This is a genomic window from Flavobacterium sp. 21.1 (assembly GCF_057801535.1).
Genome location: NZ_JBYNXA010000005.1, coordinates 1 through 16,748, shown reverse-complemented (window position 1 = coordinate 16,748; position 16,748 = coordinate 1). Strand labels below are relative to the sequence as shown.

Genomic DNA, 16,748 nt, shown 5'->3' with positions numbered 1-16,748 from the left:
GATAGCTATTGGGACAAAAAACGAACAGTTATGACAAAATTAGTTTTTCACATTACAAAAATAGTTATAGCGACGGTTGTTGCTGCGCTAGTTACTTCCTGCACCTCAAGTATCAGCTTGGGCAAGAGTATAAAAGGGAGCGGGAACGTAACCAAAGAAGTACGAAACCTGACTGGTTTTAACAAAGTCATAGTAAGCCGCGGTTTGGACTGCGAAGTACAACAATCCGACAAATTCGCAGTAATTGTGGAAGCCGACGATAATTTACAGGAAGGCATTAAAACAACCATTGACAGTGGTGTATTGAAAATCGATTCCGAATACAGTACGTACAAAGATGTAACTTCCAAAAAAATTATTGTTCAAATGCCGGTTATTGCAGGCTTGGAAAGTAACAGCGGTTCCAGTTTAAAATCACTGAATGTTTTAAAAGCAACCAAAATCACTCTTAAAACCAGCAGCGGCAGCGACATGGATGTTGATATAGAATCGGACACCATTTCTTGTGAATCAACAAGCGGTAGTGAACTAAACTTAAGAGGAAAAGCTTTAAAAACCTATGCACATTCGTCAAGCGGAAGCGACATTGTGGCAAACAACCTTATGGTTAACGAAATGGATGCTCAATCCACAAGTGGAAGTTCTATAAAAGTGGCGCCTACAGTTCTATTGGAAGCAAAAGCGTCTAGCGGCAGTTCTATCACTTATACCAAAACACCGCAAAACCTGAGAAAAGAAATCAGTTCAGGAGGCAGTGTAGATGCAGATTAAGTTATTATAAAATAAGGAATACTAAAGAGGTTTACATAAGAACCTCTTTTTTTCTGAAAAATTTGTACGAGTACAGAAATTACTTATTTTTATATATTCTTAACTTAAAAAACCAACCAATAACAATATCGCTATTTAAATATGAAAAAAAATATTTTAAAAGCATTTTCATTAAGCTTCTTTTTTTGGGGTTGCTTTTTTGTGAATGCACAGGACACCAAGACTTCAAAGTACAATTACAATGATGCTTTCGGGAATAACTTTTATACAAAAGACGGAACTGAAACGCGTTCTGCAAGTGGTCAGCCCGGAGCAAAATACTGGCAAAACAGAGCCGACTACAGTTTAACAGCAACGTTGAACGAACAAACAAATGAAATTACCGGTTCGGAAATTTTGACTTACACCAACAACAGTCCTGACAAAATGGGTTTTTTATGGATGCACTTGGATCAGAACCTGTTTAAAAAAGATTCACGCGGAAATGCCGTGATCCCGGTTAAGGGAAGCCGAAATGGTGCCCGAGGTCAGGTTTTTGACGGTGGACACAAAATCAAATCCGTTTCAATAGTAAGTGTTCAAAAAGGAAAAACAGTTGAGACAGAAGTTAAATACACGATTTCCGATACACGAATGCAGATCATCCTTCCCCAGGAATTGAAAGCAAACGGGGGAACTGTAAAGATAAAAATCAACTTCTCTTTCATCTCGCCTATCGAAGGTTCAGACCGTATGGGGGTTTTAGATACCAAAAACGGAAAAATATTCGCAATGGCACAGTGGTACCCAAGAATGTGCGTTTATGATGATATTCGTGGTTGGGACACACATCCGTACCTAGGTGCCGGAGAGTTTTACTTAGAGTATGGTGATTTCGAAATGGCCATTACGGCTCCTTCCAATCATATTATTGTTGCTTCAGGTGAACTGCAAAATCCTTCAGAAGTTTATACTGCTGAACAACTAAAACGTTGGGAACAGGCCAAACAAAGCGAGAAAACGGTAATCATCCGTTCTGAAGAAGAAATTTCAAACCCTTCCTCCCGCCCTACCGGAAAACCAACATTAACCTGGAAATTCAAAATGAAAAATTCGCGTGACGTATCTTTTGCTTCGTCTGCGGCTTTCATTATTGATGCGGCAAGAATTAATTTACCAAGCGGCAAAAAATCATTGGCGATTGGTGCTTACCCGGCAGAAAGTAACGGAAACGCCGCTTGGGGTCGTGCAACAGAATACACAAAAACATCTATAGAAAATTACTCAAAAAGATGGTTTGAATATCCTTACCCTGCCGCTGTGAACGTAGCAGCGAATGTTGGCGGAATGGAATATCCGGGAATTGTATTTTGTCATTACAAATCAAAAGGCGAAGGTTTATGGGGTGTGACCGATCATGAGTTTGGACACAACTGGTTCCCGATGGTGGTGGGTTCCAACGAGCGATTATTTGCGTGGATGGACGAAGGTTTCAATACATTCATTAACGGAATCAGTTCACAAGATTTCAACAACGGCGAATACAAACAGCCGAAAACCAATATGCATCAGGAATCTCAAACACTTACTGATCCAAACATCGAACCGATATTAAGTGCTCCGGATAATTTAAAAGAAGCGCATTTAGGACTTCTTGCGTATCAGAAACCAGGAGCGGGATTAGACATGTTACGCGAACTTTTAGGAGCGGAACGATTTGATTATGCATTCAGAACCTATGTTGAACGTTGGGCTTTCAAACACCCGATGCCGGACGACTTTTTCAGATCAATTGAAAATGTGGCCGGTGAAGACCTGAGCTGGTTCTGGAGAGGCTGGTTCATCAATAACTGGCAACTGGATCAGGCAATTACTAAAGTGAAATATGTTAAAAACGATCCTAAACAAGGTGCTTTAATCACCATTGCAAATCTGGAAAAAATGCCAATGCCTGTAGTGATGGATATCAAGACAAAAAGCGGAGCAGTTACAAGAGTAAAATTACCGGTTGATATCTGGCAACGCAATGTTGACTGGACATTCAGACACGATTCAACTGAAGAGCTGGAAAGCATCATCCTTGATCCGGAAAACAGCATGCCGGATATCAATGATGCGAACAATAGCTGGACATTAGCCAAAAACGGAGTTGAAAAATCGGCGGATCTAACTCCATACACAGGAAATTTCTCCAGCAAGCAAATCCCGATCAAAATCAAATTCACACAAGAAGATGGGGATCTGATCATTAATTCGGAAGGACAGCCTTCTCTTCCATTGGAAAACAAAGGAAAAGACAAATTCATATTCGAACAAGCTGGATTAGTAGTTCAATTTAACGAAACTAAATCCGGTTTCAATTTAAAAGTCGGAGAACAGAACTTTGATTTCACGCGTGATAAATAAGCTCAAATTCTTTTAATTTCTAATAAAAAACATCAGTTATAGCTGATGTTTTTTTTTATATTTGTTAAAACTAAAGATTCTAACCCAATGAGAAAACTGTACTTCCTACTTATTACATTAGCCCTGACCACGGTTTGTTTCGCCCAGAAAAAAGAAAAAATAAAAGGTTCTAAAATAGTGACGGTAACACAAAAAGAGGTGGAGCCATTTGAAAGTCTTGAAATTGAAGATAACCTTGAAATTTTCATTATCAAAGGTGAAAAACAAAGCATTGAAATCGAAGCCGACGACAACCTGCATGATGTTTTAAAATACGAAATGGTTGGAAATGCGCTTCGTTTGAGTTCGACCAAAGAAGTTACAGGGGCAAAGAAATTTAGTGTCCGAGTAACTTATACGGATAATCTGAAGCTGATCACCCTGAAACAGGAAGCGCAATTAAATTCATTGGCCGATTTACAGTTAAAAGAAATAACGGTGAAAAACTACGATTATTCAAAGTCGTACCTGAATGTAAAATCGACTCATTTCACTTTATTGATGAATGATAAATCGAAAGCAGAATTAAATGTAAAATCGGAATCTGCAACTTTGGAATTAAGCAAGAATGCCGAATTAAAAGCCTTGGTAACTACGCAGAATTTAAAATTGGATCTTTATCAAAAAACCACTGCCAATGTGGAAGGAGAAGCCGGAACGGCTAAAATCAGACTGGATAACAATTCCAATCTGACCGCAAAAAAGCTGGTAGCTTCGGACATGGAACTAGTGGCAGAATCCTACTCTAATGCAAATGTAAATGCTACTAAAAACATCAGCATTACGGCAACCGGAAAATCAGAAATCCAATTATATGGAGCTCCAAAAGTGAACATGATCAATTTTGCGGACAATGCAACACTGTATAAGAAACAGGTTCAGTAATTCAGTTCACGCAACATAAAAAAAAACACCTGTTAAAGCAGGTGTTTTTTTATTAATAATTCCATTGTCGCTGTCTGTCCAGTTCTTTCATTTCCTCCAATGTTTCGTTTGGAATCACTTTCAGAAAGGAAGGATGCTGTTCTATTGCGAATTCGATTTTTTCCACAATTTCATCAATCGTTTCGTTTTCATAATCGATTTGCAACGGCTCTTTAACGATAAATGATTGCAGAATTCCTTTTTTCTTTAACCGCAGACCTTTTCGGTCAAATGAGCGGCGGAAACCATCGATCACAATCGGAACCACAAGTGGTTTATGTTGTTTTATGATATGTGCGGTACCTTTTCGGACCGGTTTAAACGATTTTGTTGTACCCTGCGGAAAAGTGATGACCCAGCCATCTTCCAATGCAATTTTGATATTTTCGGTATCATTGGGATTTACTTCTTTTTTCTCGTTTTCAGCTACATCTTTACCTCCCGATCGCCAAGTTCTTTCAACCGTAATGGCGCCTACATAAGACAAAATCCTTGGCAACAAGCCGGCCTCCATGGTCTCTTTGGCAGCCACATAATAAATGTTAAGCTTGGGGTTCCACAAATAGCCAATGTTCTTAATGTTGTCATGTCGGCCCTTTAAACTGGCATTAAAAACATGAAACATGGCAACAACATCAGCAAAATAAGTCTGATGATTTGAAATAAAAAGAACATTGGTCTCCGGTAAGTTTTTGATAATCTCAGAACCTTCTATGTGCAACTCGTTGAAACCGCGATAACGCCTATGGGTCATCGCACCAAAAACGCGAATCAGCCATTTCTTGATAAAAAGTATATGCCCAAAAGGATTTCTTTTAAACAATCCCATAATTCCTTACATTAATTTCTAAAAAAGTCAGCAAATTTAAGAAAAACTGTACTAATGCAATACTTTCTTGATGGTTTCTTTAAGTTCACTCATCATCATGGCCGTGGCGCCCCAAACCACGTACTTGTCTACATTGAAAACAGGCACTTTGATATTTTCCGCGTAGGACGTAGACATGACCACTTTTGTGATAATACTGTCGTCTAACAGATCACTCAACGGCAACTCCAATATCCTTTTCACCTCGTACGGGCTTGGCATAAATGTAATTTCATCATAAACCACACCCAGAAAAGGCGAAACTAAAAAATTGCTGGGCGGTATATACAGTTCACTAAAAGGTTTGATTATCTTTATCCGGTCGGGCTGCACGCCTATTTCTTCATAGGTTTCGCGAAGTGCTGTAAACTGAAGATCGGTATCTGTGGGCTCCACTTTTCCGCCTGGAAAAGCGATTTGGGAGGCATGGATTCCGGGGTAAGAATTTCGCACGATCAGAACTAAATGCGCTTTGTTATTTCTCGGGTATAAGAGCATCATGACAGCAGCCTTTTTAGGGTCTTTGTCAAGATATTCTTTCGAAGTAAGCGAAGCGACTCTCTCTAGAGGCGCCATTATCATGTGCGCTTCTATGGATAGTAACTTTTCTTTTTCAATTTTTGGAATGTATTTCAAAAAATCGGAAAAATCCATTACATTTAGTTTTTTTTAGACAACCAACTATAAAGTTACCTCAAAATTTAGTTTTAACAAACACTTATTGCAAGAAAGATGTTTAGCAAAGAAGAAGCACAACAAATAAAGAAGGAATTCTGGACAGCTTTCGCCGACGCCTATCCCAGGAAATGGATTTTATATGATACTAAGATAAAAGATTTTACTTTTAAATTTCATGTAGATAACAAAAAAGCTCAGGTTCTGATCGATATTGAACCGAAAGATGATGAAAAGAGAAAGATCTATTATGAAAAAATAGAATCACTCAAAACTATTTTATTGGAAGAATACCTTGAAGATGCCATTTTTGAAAGAAATCATTTCCTCGAAAACGGAAAATGCATCAGTAAAATATGGGTAGAAAAAACCGGTATCAGTTTATTCAATAAAAATTCCTGGAACGAAATTTTCGATTTTTTCTATGAAAAAATGGATGCCTTTGAACGTTTCTTTTACGAATACGAAGACTACATACGCGATTTAGAAATCAACACATAAAAAAATAACACATTACGTCAGTTAAATGAAAAAACTAGCCATTATAATGCTCCTTGGGTCATTCTCAGGTGTATACGCACAAAGCGCTTACTCAGAAAAAGATTATTCCTTTGTCTATCAGAATGATTCCATCATCAAAAAAGGAATAACCTTGTATGAAAATCAAAAATATGATGAATCCATAAAAGAATTTGACAAGATTGCAAAAACCGATCCCAGATTCCTTGATTCCCAATATGAAAAAGCGCTTTCCCTGTATGCACTGAAAAGAAATGAGGATTTTGAGAAACTTCTTGACGATTTAAAGAAAAAAGATTTGTTTCCCCAATCGCCAAACCTATACACACTCTATGGCAATTATTTAAGTGATGCCAAGCGTTATGATGAAGCAGAAAAGATGTTCCTTGAAGGTGAAAAATATCTGGGCAGATCTGCCAACTATCTGTACAATTTTGCGATCCTTTATATTCGAAAAGAAGAATCCCAGAAGAGTATCGACCTGCTCAAAAAAGTTATCGTTTTAAATCCGAACCTTGCTTCCGCGCATTATTTCTTGGGTTTTTTAGCCCTTGAAAACGGAAATATTACCGAAGGAACTCTGGCACTATTGAGTTACGTAACCCTGGCACCGGACGGAAAATATGCAAAAGAAGCCGTTCTTAAACTGAATGAAAAATTCGGTGAAAACTATTTGACTAAAGGAAAACTTGTATTTTCAAAAACAGGTGACAATTTCGAAGAAATCGACGTTATTTTAAGAAACCAACTGCCATTAAAAAAAGCTTACAAAGTAAAATCCGATTTTGATGATCCTGTCATCCGTCAGGTTCAGGCGGTTGTCGAATATACAAAAGAGCATAAATCGGGTGACGGTTTCTTTGAAACAACATACATTCCGTGGATTAGAGAGGTAGCGGAAAAGAACTATTTTGAAGGACTATCCTATTATATCTTAATGAGTCTGGAAGATGATTTGGGTAAAAAAATAACTTCCCATAAAAAAGACATTGTAAGTTTCCAGGAAAACTACATTGAAAAAGATTTCTGGAGAATGTTTGCCACAAGAAAAACGGAACATTTCGGCGAAACGAAAGAAGTTCTTATGTATTTAAAAAACAATGTCCCTTATCTTGTAGGTTCTTATGTTAACGGTAAAAAAGAAGGGAAGTTCAAACTTTTGGATGAATACGGCAATATTACCGGCGAGCTAAATTTCAAAAACGATCTTTCGGAAGGTATTCAGAAGTATTTCAACAGTAAAGGTCAGCTAACCGAAGAACGATACTATGTTAACGACAATCTTGAAGGAAAAAAAACCGAGTACTACGAAAACGGGAATATCAGTTCTGTCGAAAATTACAAGAATGACAAACTTGACGGGATTTCGTCTACTTATCACATTGACGGTGGAAAGCAATGCGAATTAAATTTTGCTGACGGAAAGGAAAACGGAAAATTAAGCTGTTACTATGCGAACGGTTCTCCAAAATCGCAACTGACTTATGTTGACGGAAAACTTAACGGTCCTTATACCAAATACAATGAGATCGGAGACATCACTGAGGAAGGCAATTACACAAACGGAGAATTAAACGGAAAATATACTACTTACTTCGGAAAGAAAAGTATCCAGTCGGAGATGACCTATGTGAACGGAAAACTTAACGGTATTTCAAAAAAATTCTACCATAACGGAACTATTGAAGAGGAAGAGACCTATCAAAACGGAGAACCTCTTAAATCAATCGAATACTATCCGACTGGTAAAAAATCCAAAGAAACGGTATACAGCGATAAAGGGGAATCAGAATCCTATGTATCTTATGACGAAAACGAAAACAAATATTTCGAAGCAAAATATAAGAAAAATGAGTTGAAAAGCGCAGTTCAATTCACTAAAGACACGCCGAAAGCCACACCGATCAACATCAACAAAAAACCGGTACAGCTGAAAAACTTTAACGGCGACGTTTTTATTACCGGTGAATTTGAAAAAGGAGTTAAAAACAATGTGTGGGAACAAAAATATTCCAATGGTGTTGTTAAATTCAAAGAAACGTACAAAAAAGGTGTTCAGGAAGGGATAACTTATGAATATTACAGAGAGGGTTCTTTAAATTCCATCGCCAATTATTCCGACAACAAAATGCACGGCTTGTATGAAAGTTATGAGTACGGTATTCAGGACGAGTACATTTATTTTGAAAACGGAGAAAAAAACGGCCCTTTTGCTACTTTATTTCCCGACGGAACCATAGAAACTGAAGGTTTTTACAAAAATGACGAGTTAGTTGGCGAAAAAACAGAGTACTGGCTGAACGGCAAACTGAAATCAAAAACTGCATATGTAGAAGATGAAGTTACTTCCTTTAAAAGATTCGATACGAATGGTCAGCCTATCTCGTCCATTGACTACAAAAACCGTAGTGGTAATTTTGCAATAAATCTGTACAATGGAACGGTAACCGAAAATTACGATATGGTTAACGGATACTTTAACGGAAAGTATATTGAGAAAGACAAGGACAACAACCTTATTGTAGACGGTGAGTTTGTAAACGGAACTCAAAACAACTATATTAATTTCTACGGTCCGGCCGGTAAACTGTCTTTTGAAAGACCGATGTATTGCGGAAAGCTTCACGGACTTCAGAAACAGTATGATCTTGCCGGAAATCTGAGAATTACGGATGAATTCATTTTTGGAGCAGAGTTCGGTAAAACGATCCGATATTTCCATAATAAAGCTAAACTATTTGAATATACGCAACTAGACAACCTGCTTGAAGGAGATTATACTTATTACAATCAAAAAGGAGAAGCGGTTTTAATCGTTGGTTATAAAAATAATGCTGCGAAATATTACATCCGTAAAGGGAAAGATGGTCAACTGAATGATAAAGTGGAGATCATCAACGAAACAGCAGAAATCTCTTCGTTCTATCCTAATGGAAAATTAGCCGCTGCACTGAACCTTGACAAAGGAAGTTGGGAAGGTAAATTCGTGATTAACAATGTGGAAGGGAAGCCGGAAATTGTAACAAATTACAAGAAAAACTTTGCTGATGGAGAACGAATTGAATACTATCCGAACGGAAAAGTATACAAAATGGAAAGATTAAAAGGCGGCGATTTTGACGGGCTACAGGAGTACTTTTCTGAAAACGGCAACCGAACAATTACTGCCAACTACAAAAACAATAATTTACACGGCGACGTTATACTGTACAAGGACAACAAACCTGCAATAACAAAAAAATACGACACGAATGAATTGGTACAGATCCTTAAATAATCTGGCAGTGGTAGGCTCGGTACTATTTTGTATTGATGCCTACAGTCAGAATACGATAAAAGAGTACAAGACTAAATATCCCGATTACAATGAACTTATTTTAAATGACGTCCAGTCGTATAAAATGTCCATTGAGGATAATAAATTAAAGATATTGCAGGATAACCTTTCCGAAACGATGATTTTATCCGATATCGGCATCCATAACAATAAAGAATCTTTTACACATTCCGACCTGGTTAAATTAGTTGATTATGAAGCTTATTCCGTTATTAACACAAATGGAAAAGAAAAGAAAATCAAGGTAACCCAAACGAATGAGAAATTTCATGATGACGGAAGTGTGTTTCATAGCGCTATAAAGGAAAAACAGGTTATTTTCCCCAATCTTGAAACCGGCGCTAAAAAAGTACTTAATTACACGACGGAATTTGTTGATCCGCACCTGTTGCACAAATTTGTTTTTGGAAGCGGTCTGCCGATCGAGAATTCCTCTTTGGAAATTACCACGGACAAAAACATCAACATCGGTTATAAAATCTTTAATGATCCCGAAAACAAGATCGAATTCACAAAGACCGAGAAAAAAGGTAAAATATATTATAAATGGACACTCCGAAACATAAAACCTTTGAAATCGGAAGAGTTCGCCCCCGGCTTTTTATATTTTGTTCCTCATATCGACGTATACATTAAAGATTATACCGTTGACGGAAAAAAAACAGAAGTATTGGACGATGTGGCACAATTGTATTCCTATTATCGCGGTTTTGTAAACAACCTGAACAAAACGGAAGATCCAGCCTTAAAAGCACTTGTTGAAAAAATAACTGCAGACAAAACAACCGAAAGTGAAAAAGTAAAAAGTATCTATTACTGGGTAAAAGACAACATCAAATATGTAGCCTTTGAGCAAGGGTACGAAGGTTTTATCCCGAGAGAAGCCAAACTTGTTTACGAGCGAAAATTCGGGGACTGTAAAGACATGGCCAGCATTATTACGGCTATGTCACATTTGGCGAACATCAACAACGTTTATATTACCTGGATCGGGACCAGAGAAATACCTTACTCCTATTCTGAATTGGCCACACCGGCGGTGGATGATCACATGATCGCAACTTATAAGAGAGGAAACGAATATATTTTTCTGGACGGAACCGATAAAGAAACCGAATTTGGAACACCTTCTTCCTTCATTCAGGGAAAAGAAGCCTTGGTTGACGAAAACGGAACATTTAAAATCATCAATGTCCCAGTAGTGTCGTCTGCCAAAAATGAAGTGAGGGAAACTTTGAGACTGAATATCAACAACGATGTTCTTTCAGGAAAAGGAACGTTGTCTTTCTTCGGTTATAACAAAGGACATTATCTGATGCAGATTGGGGATGCAACCGGAAAAACACGATTTGACATGATCAAAAGCCTAGTACTTAAAGGAAATAACAAATTCAATTTAAAAGAGTACACCGAAGCAAACATCACTGATAAAGACAAGCCTTATGAAGTTGCTTATAATTTCGACTTGGAAAACTATGTCCTTAAAGTGGATGACGAGATTTATGTTAATCTGAATCTGGATAAAGCTTTTGAAACCCTTACGCTGGAAGAAGACCGAAAATATAAGATCGAACTGGATTTCCTAACATACAACAATGCGAACTATGAATTGGAAATTCCAAAAGGTTATACCGTTTCGTATCTTCCTAAAAACACGGCATTCAACAATGATCTGATGGATGTGGAAATTGCTTATGAGCAAAAGGATAACAAAATTATACTGAACACAAAAATCAAAATCAAAAAAATCCTTTTTGATAAAAATGAAAAAGATCTTTGGAACCAATCCATTAAGAATCTTAAAAAAGCCTATAACGAGTCGATAATCCTTAAAATTAAAAAATGAAAAGAACCTTATTGAAAAAAACGCTTTCCATCGCATTTTTCCTGTATGCCTTCTCTGGTACTGCCCAGGACTATACCTTTAAAGACTACAATTGGGATGAAAAGCTAACCGCAGTGGAAGTTCCCGAGAAATACAAAAATTTAAATGAGGTAATTCTTGAACGCGATATTAAAATCGAGTTGTTAAACGACAAAGGATCGGCCAAACAGTTTTATCTTTTCCACGAGAAAATTGCAGTAAACACGGATGATGCCATCGAACGAAACAACAGAGTTTACATCCCGCATACCGGTAATGAAAACCTTTTGGTTAAGAAAGTTCGCGTTTTTCTGAAAAACGGAAAAGTCATAACATTTGATAATGCCGATATCAAAGAAGAAGTTGATGAGGAAAGAAACATAAAGTACAATTATTTTGCCATCACAGGATTGGAAAAAGGTGCCATCATTGAAAAGTTTTTCATTTTAGAAGAAGTTCCCGATTTAGACGGAAATTCTGTGAAACTTCAGGATGAATACGTTATTGGAAAAATGTCATTTGAATTAATCTATCCGGAACATCTTATATTCAAGACAAAAACCTATAACGGTTTGAAGGAAGTTACTTTGGATGAGAAAAAATTCGAATCAAAAAAAGTCGTAATGCTGACTGAAAATGACATTCCCGCTCTTGAAAAAAACGAGGAATATGCAAACCGAAATGCGGCCTTAAAAATGATTCGTTACAAGTTGGATGAAAATCTTTTTAACGGATCAAAAAACCTGTACAACTATAAAACTTTCGCATCGAACATCTTCGACAAATTGCACCAGCCATTAGAGAAAAAAGATGCTAAAATTATCGCCGATTTCTGCAAAACGATCCCAGGTTCAAAAGACACCAAAGAACTGATTTGGAATATTGAAGATAAGGTTAAAAAAACCGTTGTTTATGATCAGTATGTTGATAATAAAAGTTCTCTGGGAGAAATTATCAAAACCAAGCAGGCGAATCAATTTGACATCTTAAAATTATACACCGCTATTTTTGATCACTTTAAAATCGAAAACAGTATTGTATTAACTTCGGAGCGTTCTGCTGTTCCGTTTGACAAAGAATTCGAAAGTTATGAAAATCTGGACGAACTATTGATTTATTTCCCGTCCATAAACAAATTCATGACGCCTACTGAAATTGAATATAGAGTTCCATTATTCCCGGCTCAGTTAGGAAACAACAATGGTTTATTCATTAAGTCAAAAGAATTTGCAGGTACGATTATGGGTGTTAGTGAAATTAAATTCATTACCCTTCCGGGAACCGAATTGACAACCGATACAATGGAAATCACTATCGACTTATCAAAAGATATCGAGAATCCTACGGTAAGTTCTAAATTTTCGTACGGGGGGTATTCGGCCATGAATTTACAACCGATAAAAGATTTTGTTTCCAATGACGATTACAAAACGATTTTTAATTCGGTAATCGAAAATTACACCAATAAAAAGGAGAACGAAAATTTCAAAACGGCTAATGAAGGTACAGCTAATGTGGGTAAAAATCCATTCCTTTTGGAATTCAAATATTCGGGTAACGAATTGGTTCAAAAAGCAGGCAACAACTATCTTTTATCATTAGGATTGGTTATCGGGAAGCAAATGGAGCTTTACCAGCAAAACAAAAGGTTATTACCAATCGAAATCGATTATCCTCATGCATACACCAGAAAGATAAAAGTGATTCTTCCGGCTAATGTAGACACTAAAAATCTGGACAAAATAAACATGAACAAAACTTTGGTCTTAGACAATAAAACAGAAGCCCAGTTTAAAAGTACCTATACCAAAGCAGGTAATGAAGTTACAATCGAGAATGTCGAATATTACAATGTTGTGAACTATCCTTTAGACAAATTTGAAGATTATAAAACGGTAATTAATGCCGCAGCAGACTTCAACAAAATTGTTTTAGTACTGGCTCAGAAATAAAGTAAAAGCTGCCTTAGGGCAGCTTTTTTATTTAACGGCATTTGCATTCTTGAATTCAATCCATTTTGTCATATAATGTGTACTCTGCATGGTATGATGATGTAACATCGCACCGATGAAATTTTGCTTCCGGTGACTTTGCAGATCGAAAAGAAGTTCGTCCAGCTTAGCTTCCAAATTCTTCAAAAAATCGCCTGCTACGAACCTGTTTTTGATGATCTCAAAACCATTTGTTTGCGCTTGGCTCCAGTTGATTTCATTGGCATACAGTTCAAAAGCTTTGTCAACAAAATTGACATTTTCATCTTCCACAAAACCATTCCACGAAAAATAACCGGACATGGCCTCGGCCCCAACTGATGTGGTAACAGACGGCGTGCCGTAAAGCATTGCTTCGAGCAACTTCCCTTTTATCCCGGCTCCGAAACGAATAGGCGCTAACAATACCCTTGCATTCTCAATAACTACAACCGCATCTTCAGCGCGTCCCTTGATAAAAAAACGCTCTTTGGGATTGTTTAACTGAAAAACCTTCTGGGAAGGATATGCTCCATAAATAAACAAGTTAGCATTTGGGACTTTTTTACTAAGAATGGGCCAAATTTCCTTTTTCAAAACCTGTACGCAATTCCAGTTGGGTTCATGCAAAAAGTTCCCTATAAAAACGAAATCGGTTCGGTTTTCGAATGATAATCTCTTCGAAAATTTCTGCACTTCTGATTCTTCAACCAGTATCGGCAAATAGAACAATAAGCTCTCATCTACTTTAAAAAAATTCTGCAGTAATTCCATTTCAAATTCGGAAATCATCAATGTTAGGTCACAACGAAAGATGCTGGCAATTTCTCTTTTGGCTACATCGGAAAACAAAAGATCCGTCGAGAATTCTATGCCTTTCTTATAAGCTTCTCTTCGGGCATCGCGAAGGCAATGTAGGTCTTCGGTATCTAAAAGTCGCAAAGCATCCGGACAACATTTGGAAACACGCCAACCGAACTGCTCTTCAACCATGAAACGATCAAAAAGAACAACGTCAGGTTTTAATTCACTTATAAAATTGTCAAAACTGGAACAATTCATTCTAATAACCTGACTCGCTACCCCTATTGCGGTAAGATCAAATGCAAAATCCGACCCTATCGAAGTACTCGTATAAGTAATATCATAACAGCATTCCTGAAAATGATGAATCAGTTGTAACATCCGGCTTCCGGCAGCGGAAGATTTCGGTTCGACCCAAACCGAACTTACAATTAAGAGTTTTTTATTCTGCATGCTCAAAAATACTTCGCATTGACTTACAAATCCAAAAAACAGCTTAATTTTGCATAAAAATAATTTGAAATGTTAGGCTTAAAATTAGCGACCGATCCACGTTGGGTAAATATCGTCGAATCAAATATTGAAGAAATATTAACCGATCACGCTTGGTGCGAGCAAAAAGCGGCATCCAATGCAATATATATTATCGTAAATAACTCGGAAAACGAGGAATTGGTTTCTGAAATGACACGCATTGCTCGTGAAGAGTTGGAACATTTTCAAATGGTACACGACATTATTAAGGAACGCGGATTGACATTAGGCAGGGAACGTAAAGACAATTATGTCAGCGAACTTTTCAAATTTTCCAGAAGAGACGGCAGCCGAAACGATGCCTTAATAGAGCGATTGTTATTTGCTGCTATGATTGAAGCAAGAAGTTGCGAACGTTTCCGCGTGCTTTCACAAAATATCAAAGACGAATATTTGGGCAAGTTCTATCACGACCTGATGGTTAGTGAGGCCGGACATTATACAACTTTTCTAAAATTGGCCAAAAAATATTCCGAAAAAGTCGACGTGGACCAAAGATGGAAAGAATGGTTGGATTATGAAGCCAGCATTATAACAAACTATGGAAAACAGGAAACTGTACATGGATAAAAAGAATATAAAAACAATTCATTTCGGATTGTTTTTTTTTGGCGTGTCCAGTCGGCCGGGCTATCCGCTCTATCTTTTATTCCGCAAGCTCCATAAAAGGATGCCGCTCCTATCCCTCACGCATATTTTTGTAATCCGTCGGTTTTTATCAAATTTCATTTCTATTTTTCAGCAGTACCATACAAAGCTACCACCCACCTTCGCGGCAGTACCCTAATAATAAATGAGCTGATGCTGGAAAGCGTTCCGGGGACAATCATCATTTTTTGGTTTAGCGTCTTCCGCACCGCAATTTCGCCTACCCGCTCTGGAGGAACAGCCATCTGCATCCCAAACCAACCAAGGTTTTCCCGGGTATATTTTTCGACTTCGGGTTTAGTAAACACCGGCCCGGGACAAAGCACGCTGACGCTAACACCCTTGCTGCGCAACTGATGCCGCAACGAATAACTAAAGAAAACCACCGCCGATTTCGTCGCTGAGTACATGTTCTTATTGGGAATTGGCGCAAGTCCAGCCATACTGGCTACGTTCATAATGTAAGAGGGCGCATTCTTTTCCAAGATAGGCAGCAACGTTAAGGAAAGCGCCATGCAGGATTCCACGTTAAGACGCACCATGTAGCGCAGGGAATCCAGCGGTAGGCTTAAGTAATCTCGCGGCCCACCGAGTCCGGCTACATTGCATAACATTTTTAATCGAATAGTTTTTTTTGTACACCAGCTCGCAATGGAATCGGCAGTCGTTTCGTGTTCCAAATCCAGACGTAATAACTCGACATGGATTTTATAATTTTTTTCAAGGTTTTCCTTTGCCTTATCAAGTGGTCCCTGATGGCGGGCAACCAATATTAAGTTATAGTTTCGCTTCGCAAGTGCTTCAGCAATGGCATAACCAATTCCTTTGCTGCCACCAGCGACTACCGCATAATCTAAATTATTATTTTTCGCATCAGCCGGATAGTTTAAGGAATCAACCTCGCGAAGAAGACTCAAAGCGTCATTCTGTGCACTCACGCGCAACGCAATTAGGAAAAGCAGTATGAAGCAAATAGGAGCTCTCATTCATTTATAATATATTTTCTATACAACAATTTAAGAATTAGTTGTAAGAGAAGCTTCAGAAATTAGTCCAACAGACCAATACAATCGTTAAACAGTTTTAAAAAACGCAATTAAGAGGATTACTTTTGATAGATGGCTGGTGATGTTTAATTGGCCAATTGAACAAAAACAAAAACCTATGTAAGTAAATGAATGAGATTTTGGTTCGTCTGATCGGTTTAAAGTCTCGGGTCAAAAAAAGGTTTTGAAATTAAAAGGAGGAAGTCTGGTGGTTTTCAGGTACTTTTAACTCTTCCTAAAACCAAAACCGGTATAAAACAAAAAACCCTATCCGTTTGGATAGGGTTTTCAAAAGAAAGGCGGCGGATCGAGCCCAAAGGGCGACACGCTGCACCTATAAAAAAATAACCCCGGCTTTTCAGCC

General features: G+C 37.7%; 12 protein-coding genes. 8 read left to right on the top strand and 4 right to left on the bottom strand.

The genetic code is table 11. The annotated features are described in order from the left end of the window. Positions 1 to 30: 30 nt before the first annotated feature. The 3 genes from AC3E9U_RS12100 (at position 31) to AC3E9U_RS12090 (ending at position 4,080) form a co-directional block, all read left to right on the top strand. Positions 31 to 771 carry a head GIN domain-containing protein gene (locus tag AC3E9U_RS12100; RefSeq protein ID WP_488747175.1) on the top strand — a complete coding sequence of 247 codons (741 nt, stop codon included), beginning with the start codon at positions 31 to 33 and terminating at the stop codon, positions 769 to 771. Positions 772 to 912: 141 nt separating this feature from the next. Continuing rightward, positions 913 to 3,156 (top strand): M1 family metallopeptidase, encoded by a 2,244-nt coding sequence (locus AC3E9U_RS12095; protein ID WP_488747174.1) that lies wholly within the window; start codon positions 913 to 915, stop codon positions 3,154 to 3,156. An 87-nt stretch (positions 3,157 to 3,243) separates the two neighbouring features. After that, the gene (locus AC3E9U_RS12090; protein ID WP_488747173.1) at positions 3,244 to 4,080 is read left to right on the top strand and encodes a GIN domain-containing protein; all 837 of its coding nucleotides are present in this window, start codon (positions 3,244 to 3,246) and stop codon (positions 4,078 to 4,080) included. A 52-nt stretch (positions 4,081 to 4,132) separates the two neighbouring features. Here AC3E9U_RS12090 and AC3E9U_RS12085 read toward each other — a convergent pair whose 3' ends face one another. Together AC3E9U_RS12085 and AC3E9U_RS12080 are read right to left on the bottom strand one after the other, a co-directional pair. Continuing rightward, a complete protein-coding gene (locus AC3E9U_RS12085) occupies positions 4,133 to 4,948 on the bottom strand; it encodes a lysophospholipid acyltransferase family protein (protein ID WP_488747172.1) in 816 nt (271 codons plus the stop codon). Positions 4,949 to 4,999: 51 nt separating this feature from the next. Then, positions 5,000 to 5,641 (bottom strand): NUDIX hydrolase, encoded by a 642-nt coding sequence (locus AC3E9U_RS12080; RefSeq protein ID WP_488747171.1) that lies wholly within the window; start codon positions 5,639 to 5,641, stop codon positions 5,000 to 5,002. Between the two features lie 78 nt (positions 5,642 to 5,719). Here AC3E9U_RS12080 and AC3E9U_RS12075 point away from each other — a divergent pair, with 78 nt between their 5' ends. From AC3E9U_RS12075 to AC3E9U_RS12060, 4 genes are read left to right on the top strand one after another with little or no spacing between them, the layout of a single operon-like run. Beyond that, positions 5,720 to 6,163 (top strand): DUF4268 domain-containing protein, encoded by a 444-nt coding sequence (locus AC3E9U_RS12075; protein ID WP_488747170.1) that lies wholly within the window; start codon positions 5,720 to 5,722, stop codon positions 6,161 to 6,163. Between the two features lie 25 nt (positions 6,164 to 6,188). Beyond that, positions 6,189 to 9,458 (top strand): tetratricopeptide repeat protein, encoded by a 3,270-nt coding sequence (locus AC3E9U_RS12070; RefSeq protein ID WP_488747169.1) that lies wholly within the window; start codon positions 6,189 to 6,191, stop codon positions 9,456 to 9,458. Next, entirely contained in the window at positions 9,433 to 11,364 is a 1,932-nt protein-coding gene (locus AC3E9U_RS12065; protein ID WP_488747168.1) for a DUF3858 domain-containing protein, read from the top strand. Before AC3E9U_RS12070 ends, AC3E9U_RS12065 begins: the two co-directional genes overlap by 26 nt. Continuing rightward, positions 11,361 to 13,334, top strand: a complete 1,974-nt coding sequence (locus AC3E9U_RS12060) for a DUF3857 domain-containing protein (RefSeq protein ID WP_488747167.1) — start codon at positions 11,361 to 11,363, stop codon at positions 13,332 to 13,334. The genes AC3E9U_RS12065 and AC3E9U_RS12060 overlap by 4 nt, the downstream gene beginning before the upstream one ends. 27 nt (positions 13,335 to 13,361) lie before the next feature. Here AC3E9U_RS12060 and AC3E9U_RS12055 read toward each other — a convergent pair whose 3' ends face one another. Further along, entirely contained in the window at positions 13,362 to 14,609 is a 1,248-nt protein-coding gene (locus AC3E9U_RS12055) for a glycosyltransferase (RefSeq protein WP_488747166.1), read from the bottom strand. Between the two features lie 69 nt (positions 14,610 to 14,678). Between AC3E9U_RS12055 and AC3E9U_RS12050 the strand changes: the two genes are divergently transcribed. Next, a complete protein-coding gene (locus tag AC3E9U_RS12050) occupies positions 14,679 to 15,260 on the top strand; it encodes a MiaE family protein (RefSeq protein WP_488747165.1) in 582 nt (193 codons plus the stop codon). 161 nt (positions 15,261 to 15,421) lie between these two features. Here AC3E9U_RS12050 and AC3E9U_RS12045 read toward each other — a convergent pair whose 3' ends face one another. Further along, positions 15,422 to 16,324, bottom strand: coding sequence for an SDR family NAD(P)-dependent oxidoreductase (locus AC3E9U_RS12045; RefSeq protein ID WP_488747164.1), 903 nt, complete (start codon positions 16,322 to 16,324; stop codon positions 15,422 to 15,424). Positions 16,325 to 16,748 lie beyond the last annotated feature (424 nt).

Coding starts and splice junctions, on each gene's coding strand:
- AC3E9U_RS12055 (WP_488747166.1), bottom strand. CDS start 14,609: ATGCAGAATAAAAAACTCTTAATTGTAAGTTCGGTTTGGGTCGAACCG.
- AC3E9U_RS12100 (WP_488747175.1), top strand. CDS start 31: ATGACAAAATTAGTTTTTCACATTACAAAAATAGTTATAGCGACGGTT.
- AC3E9U_RS12085 (WP_488747172.1), bottom strand. CDS start 4,948: ATGGGATTGTTTAAAAGAAATCCTTTTGGGCATATACTTTTTATCAAG.
- AC3E9U_RS12090 (WP_488747173.1), top strand. CDS start 3,244: ATGAGAAAACTGTACTTCCTACTTATTACATTAGCCCTGACCACGGTT.
- AC3E9U_RS12050 (WP_488747165.1), top strand. CDS start 14,679: ATGTTAGGCTTAAAATTAGCGACCGATCCACGTTGGGTAAATATCGTC.
- AC3E9U_RS12080 (WP_488747171.1), bottom strand. CDS start 5,641: ATGGATTTTTCCGATTTTTTGAAATACATTCCAAAAATTGAAAAAGAA.
- AC3E9U_RS12060 (WP_488747167.1), top strand. CDS start 11,361: ATGAAAAGAACCTTATTGAAAAAAACGCTTTCCATCGCATTTTTCCTG.
- AC3E9U_RS12095 (WP_488747174.1), top strand. CDS start 913: ATGAAAAAAAATATTTTAAAAGCATTTTCATTAAGCTTCTTTTTTTGG.
- AC3E9U_RS12075 (WP_488747170.1), top strand. CDS start 5,720: ATGTTTAGCAAAGAAGAAGCACAACAAATAAAGAAGGAATTCTGGACA.
- AC3E9U_RS12070 (WP_488747169.1), top strand. CDS start 6,189: ATGAAAAAACTAGCCATTATAATGCTCCTTGGGTCATTCTCAGGTGTA.
- AC3E9U_RS12045 (WP_488747164.1), bottom strand. CDS start 16,324: ATGAGAGCTCCTATTTGCTTCATACTGCTTTTCCTAATTGCGTTGCGC.
- AC3E9U_RS12065 (WP_488747168.1), top strand. CDS start 9,433: ATGAATTGGTACAGATCCTTAAATAATCTGGCAGTGGTAGGCTCGGTA.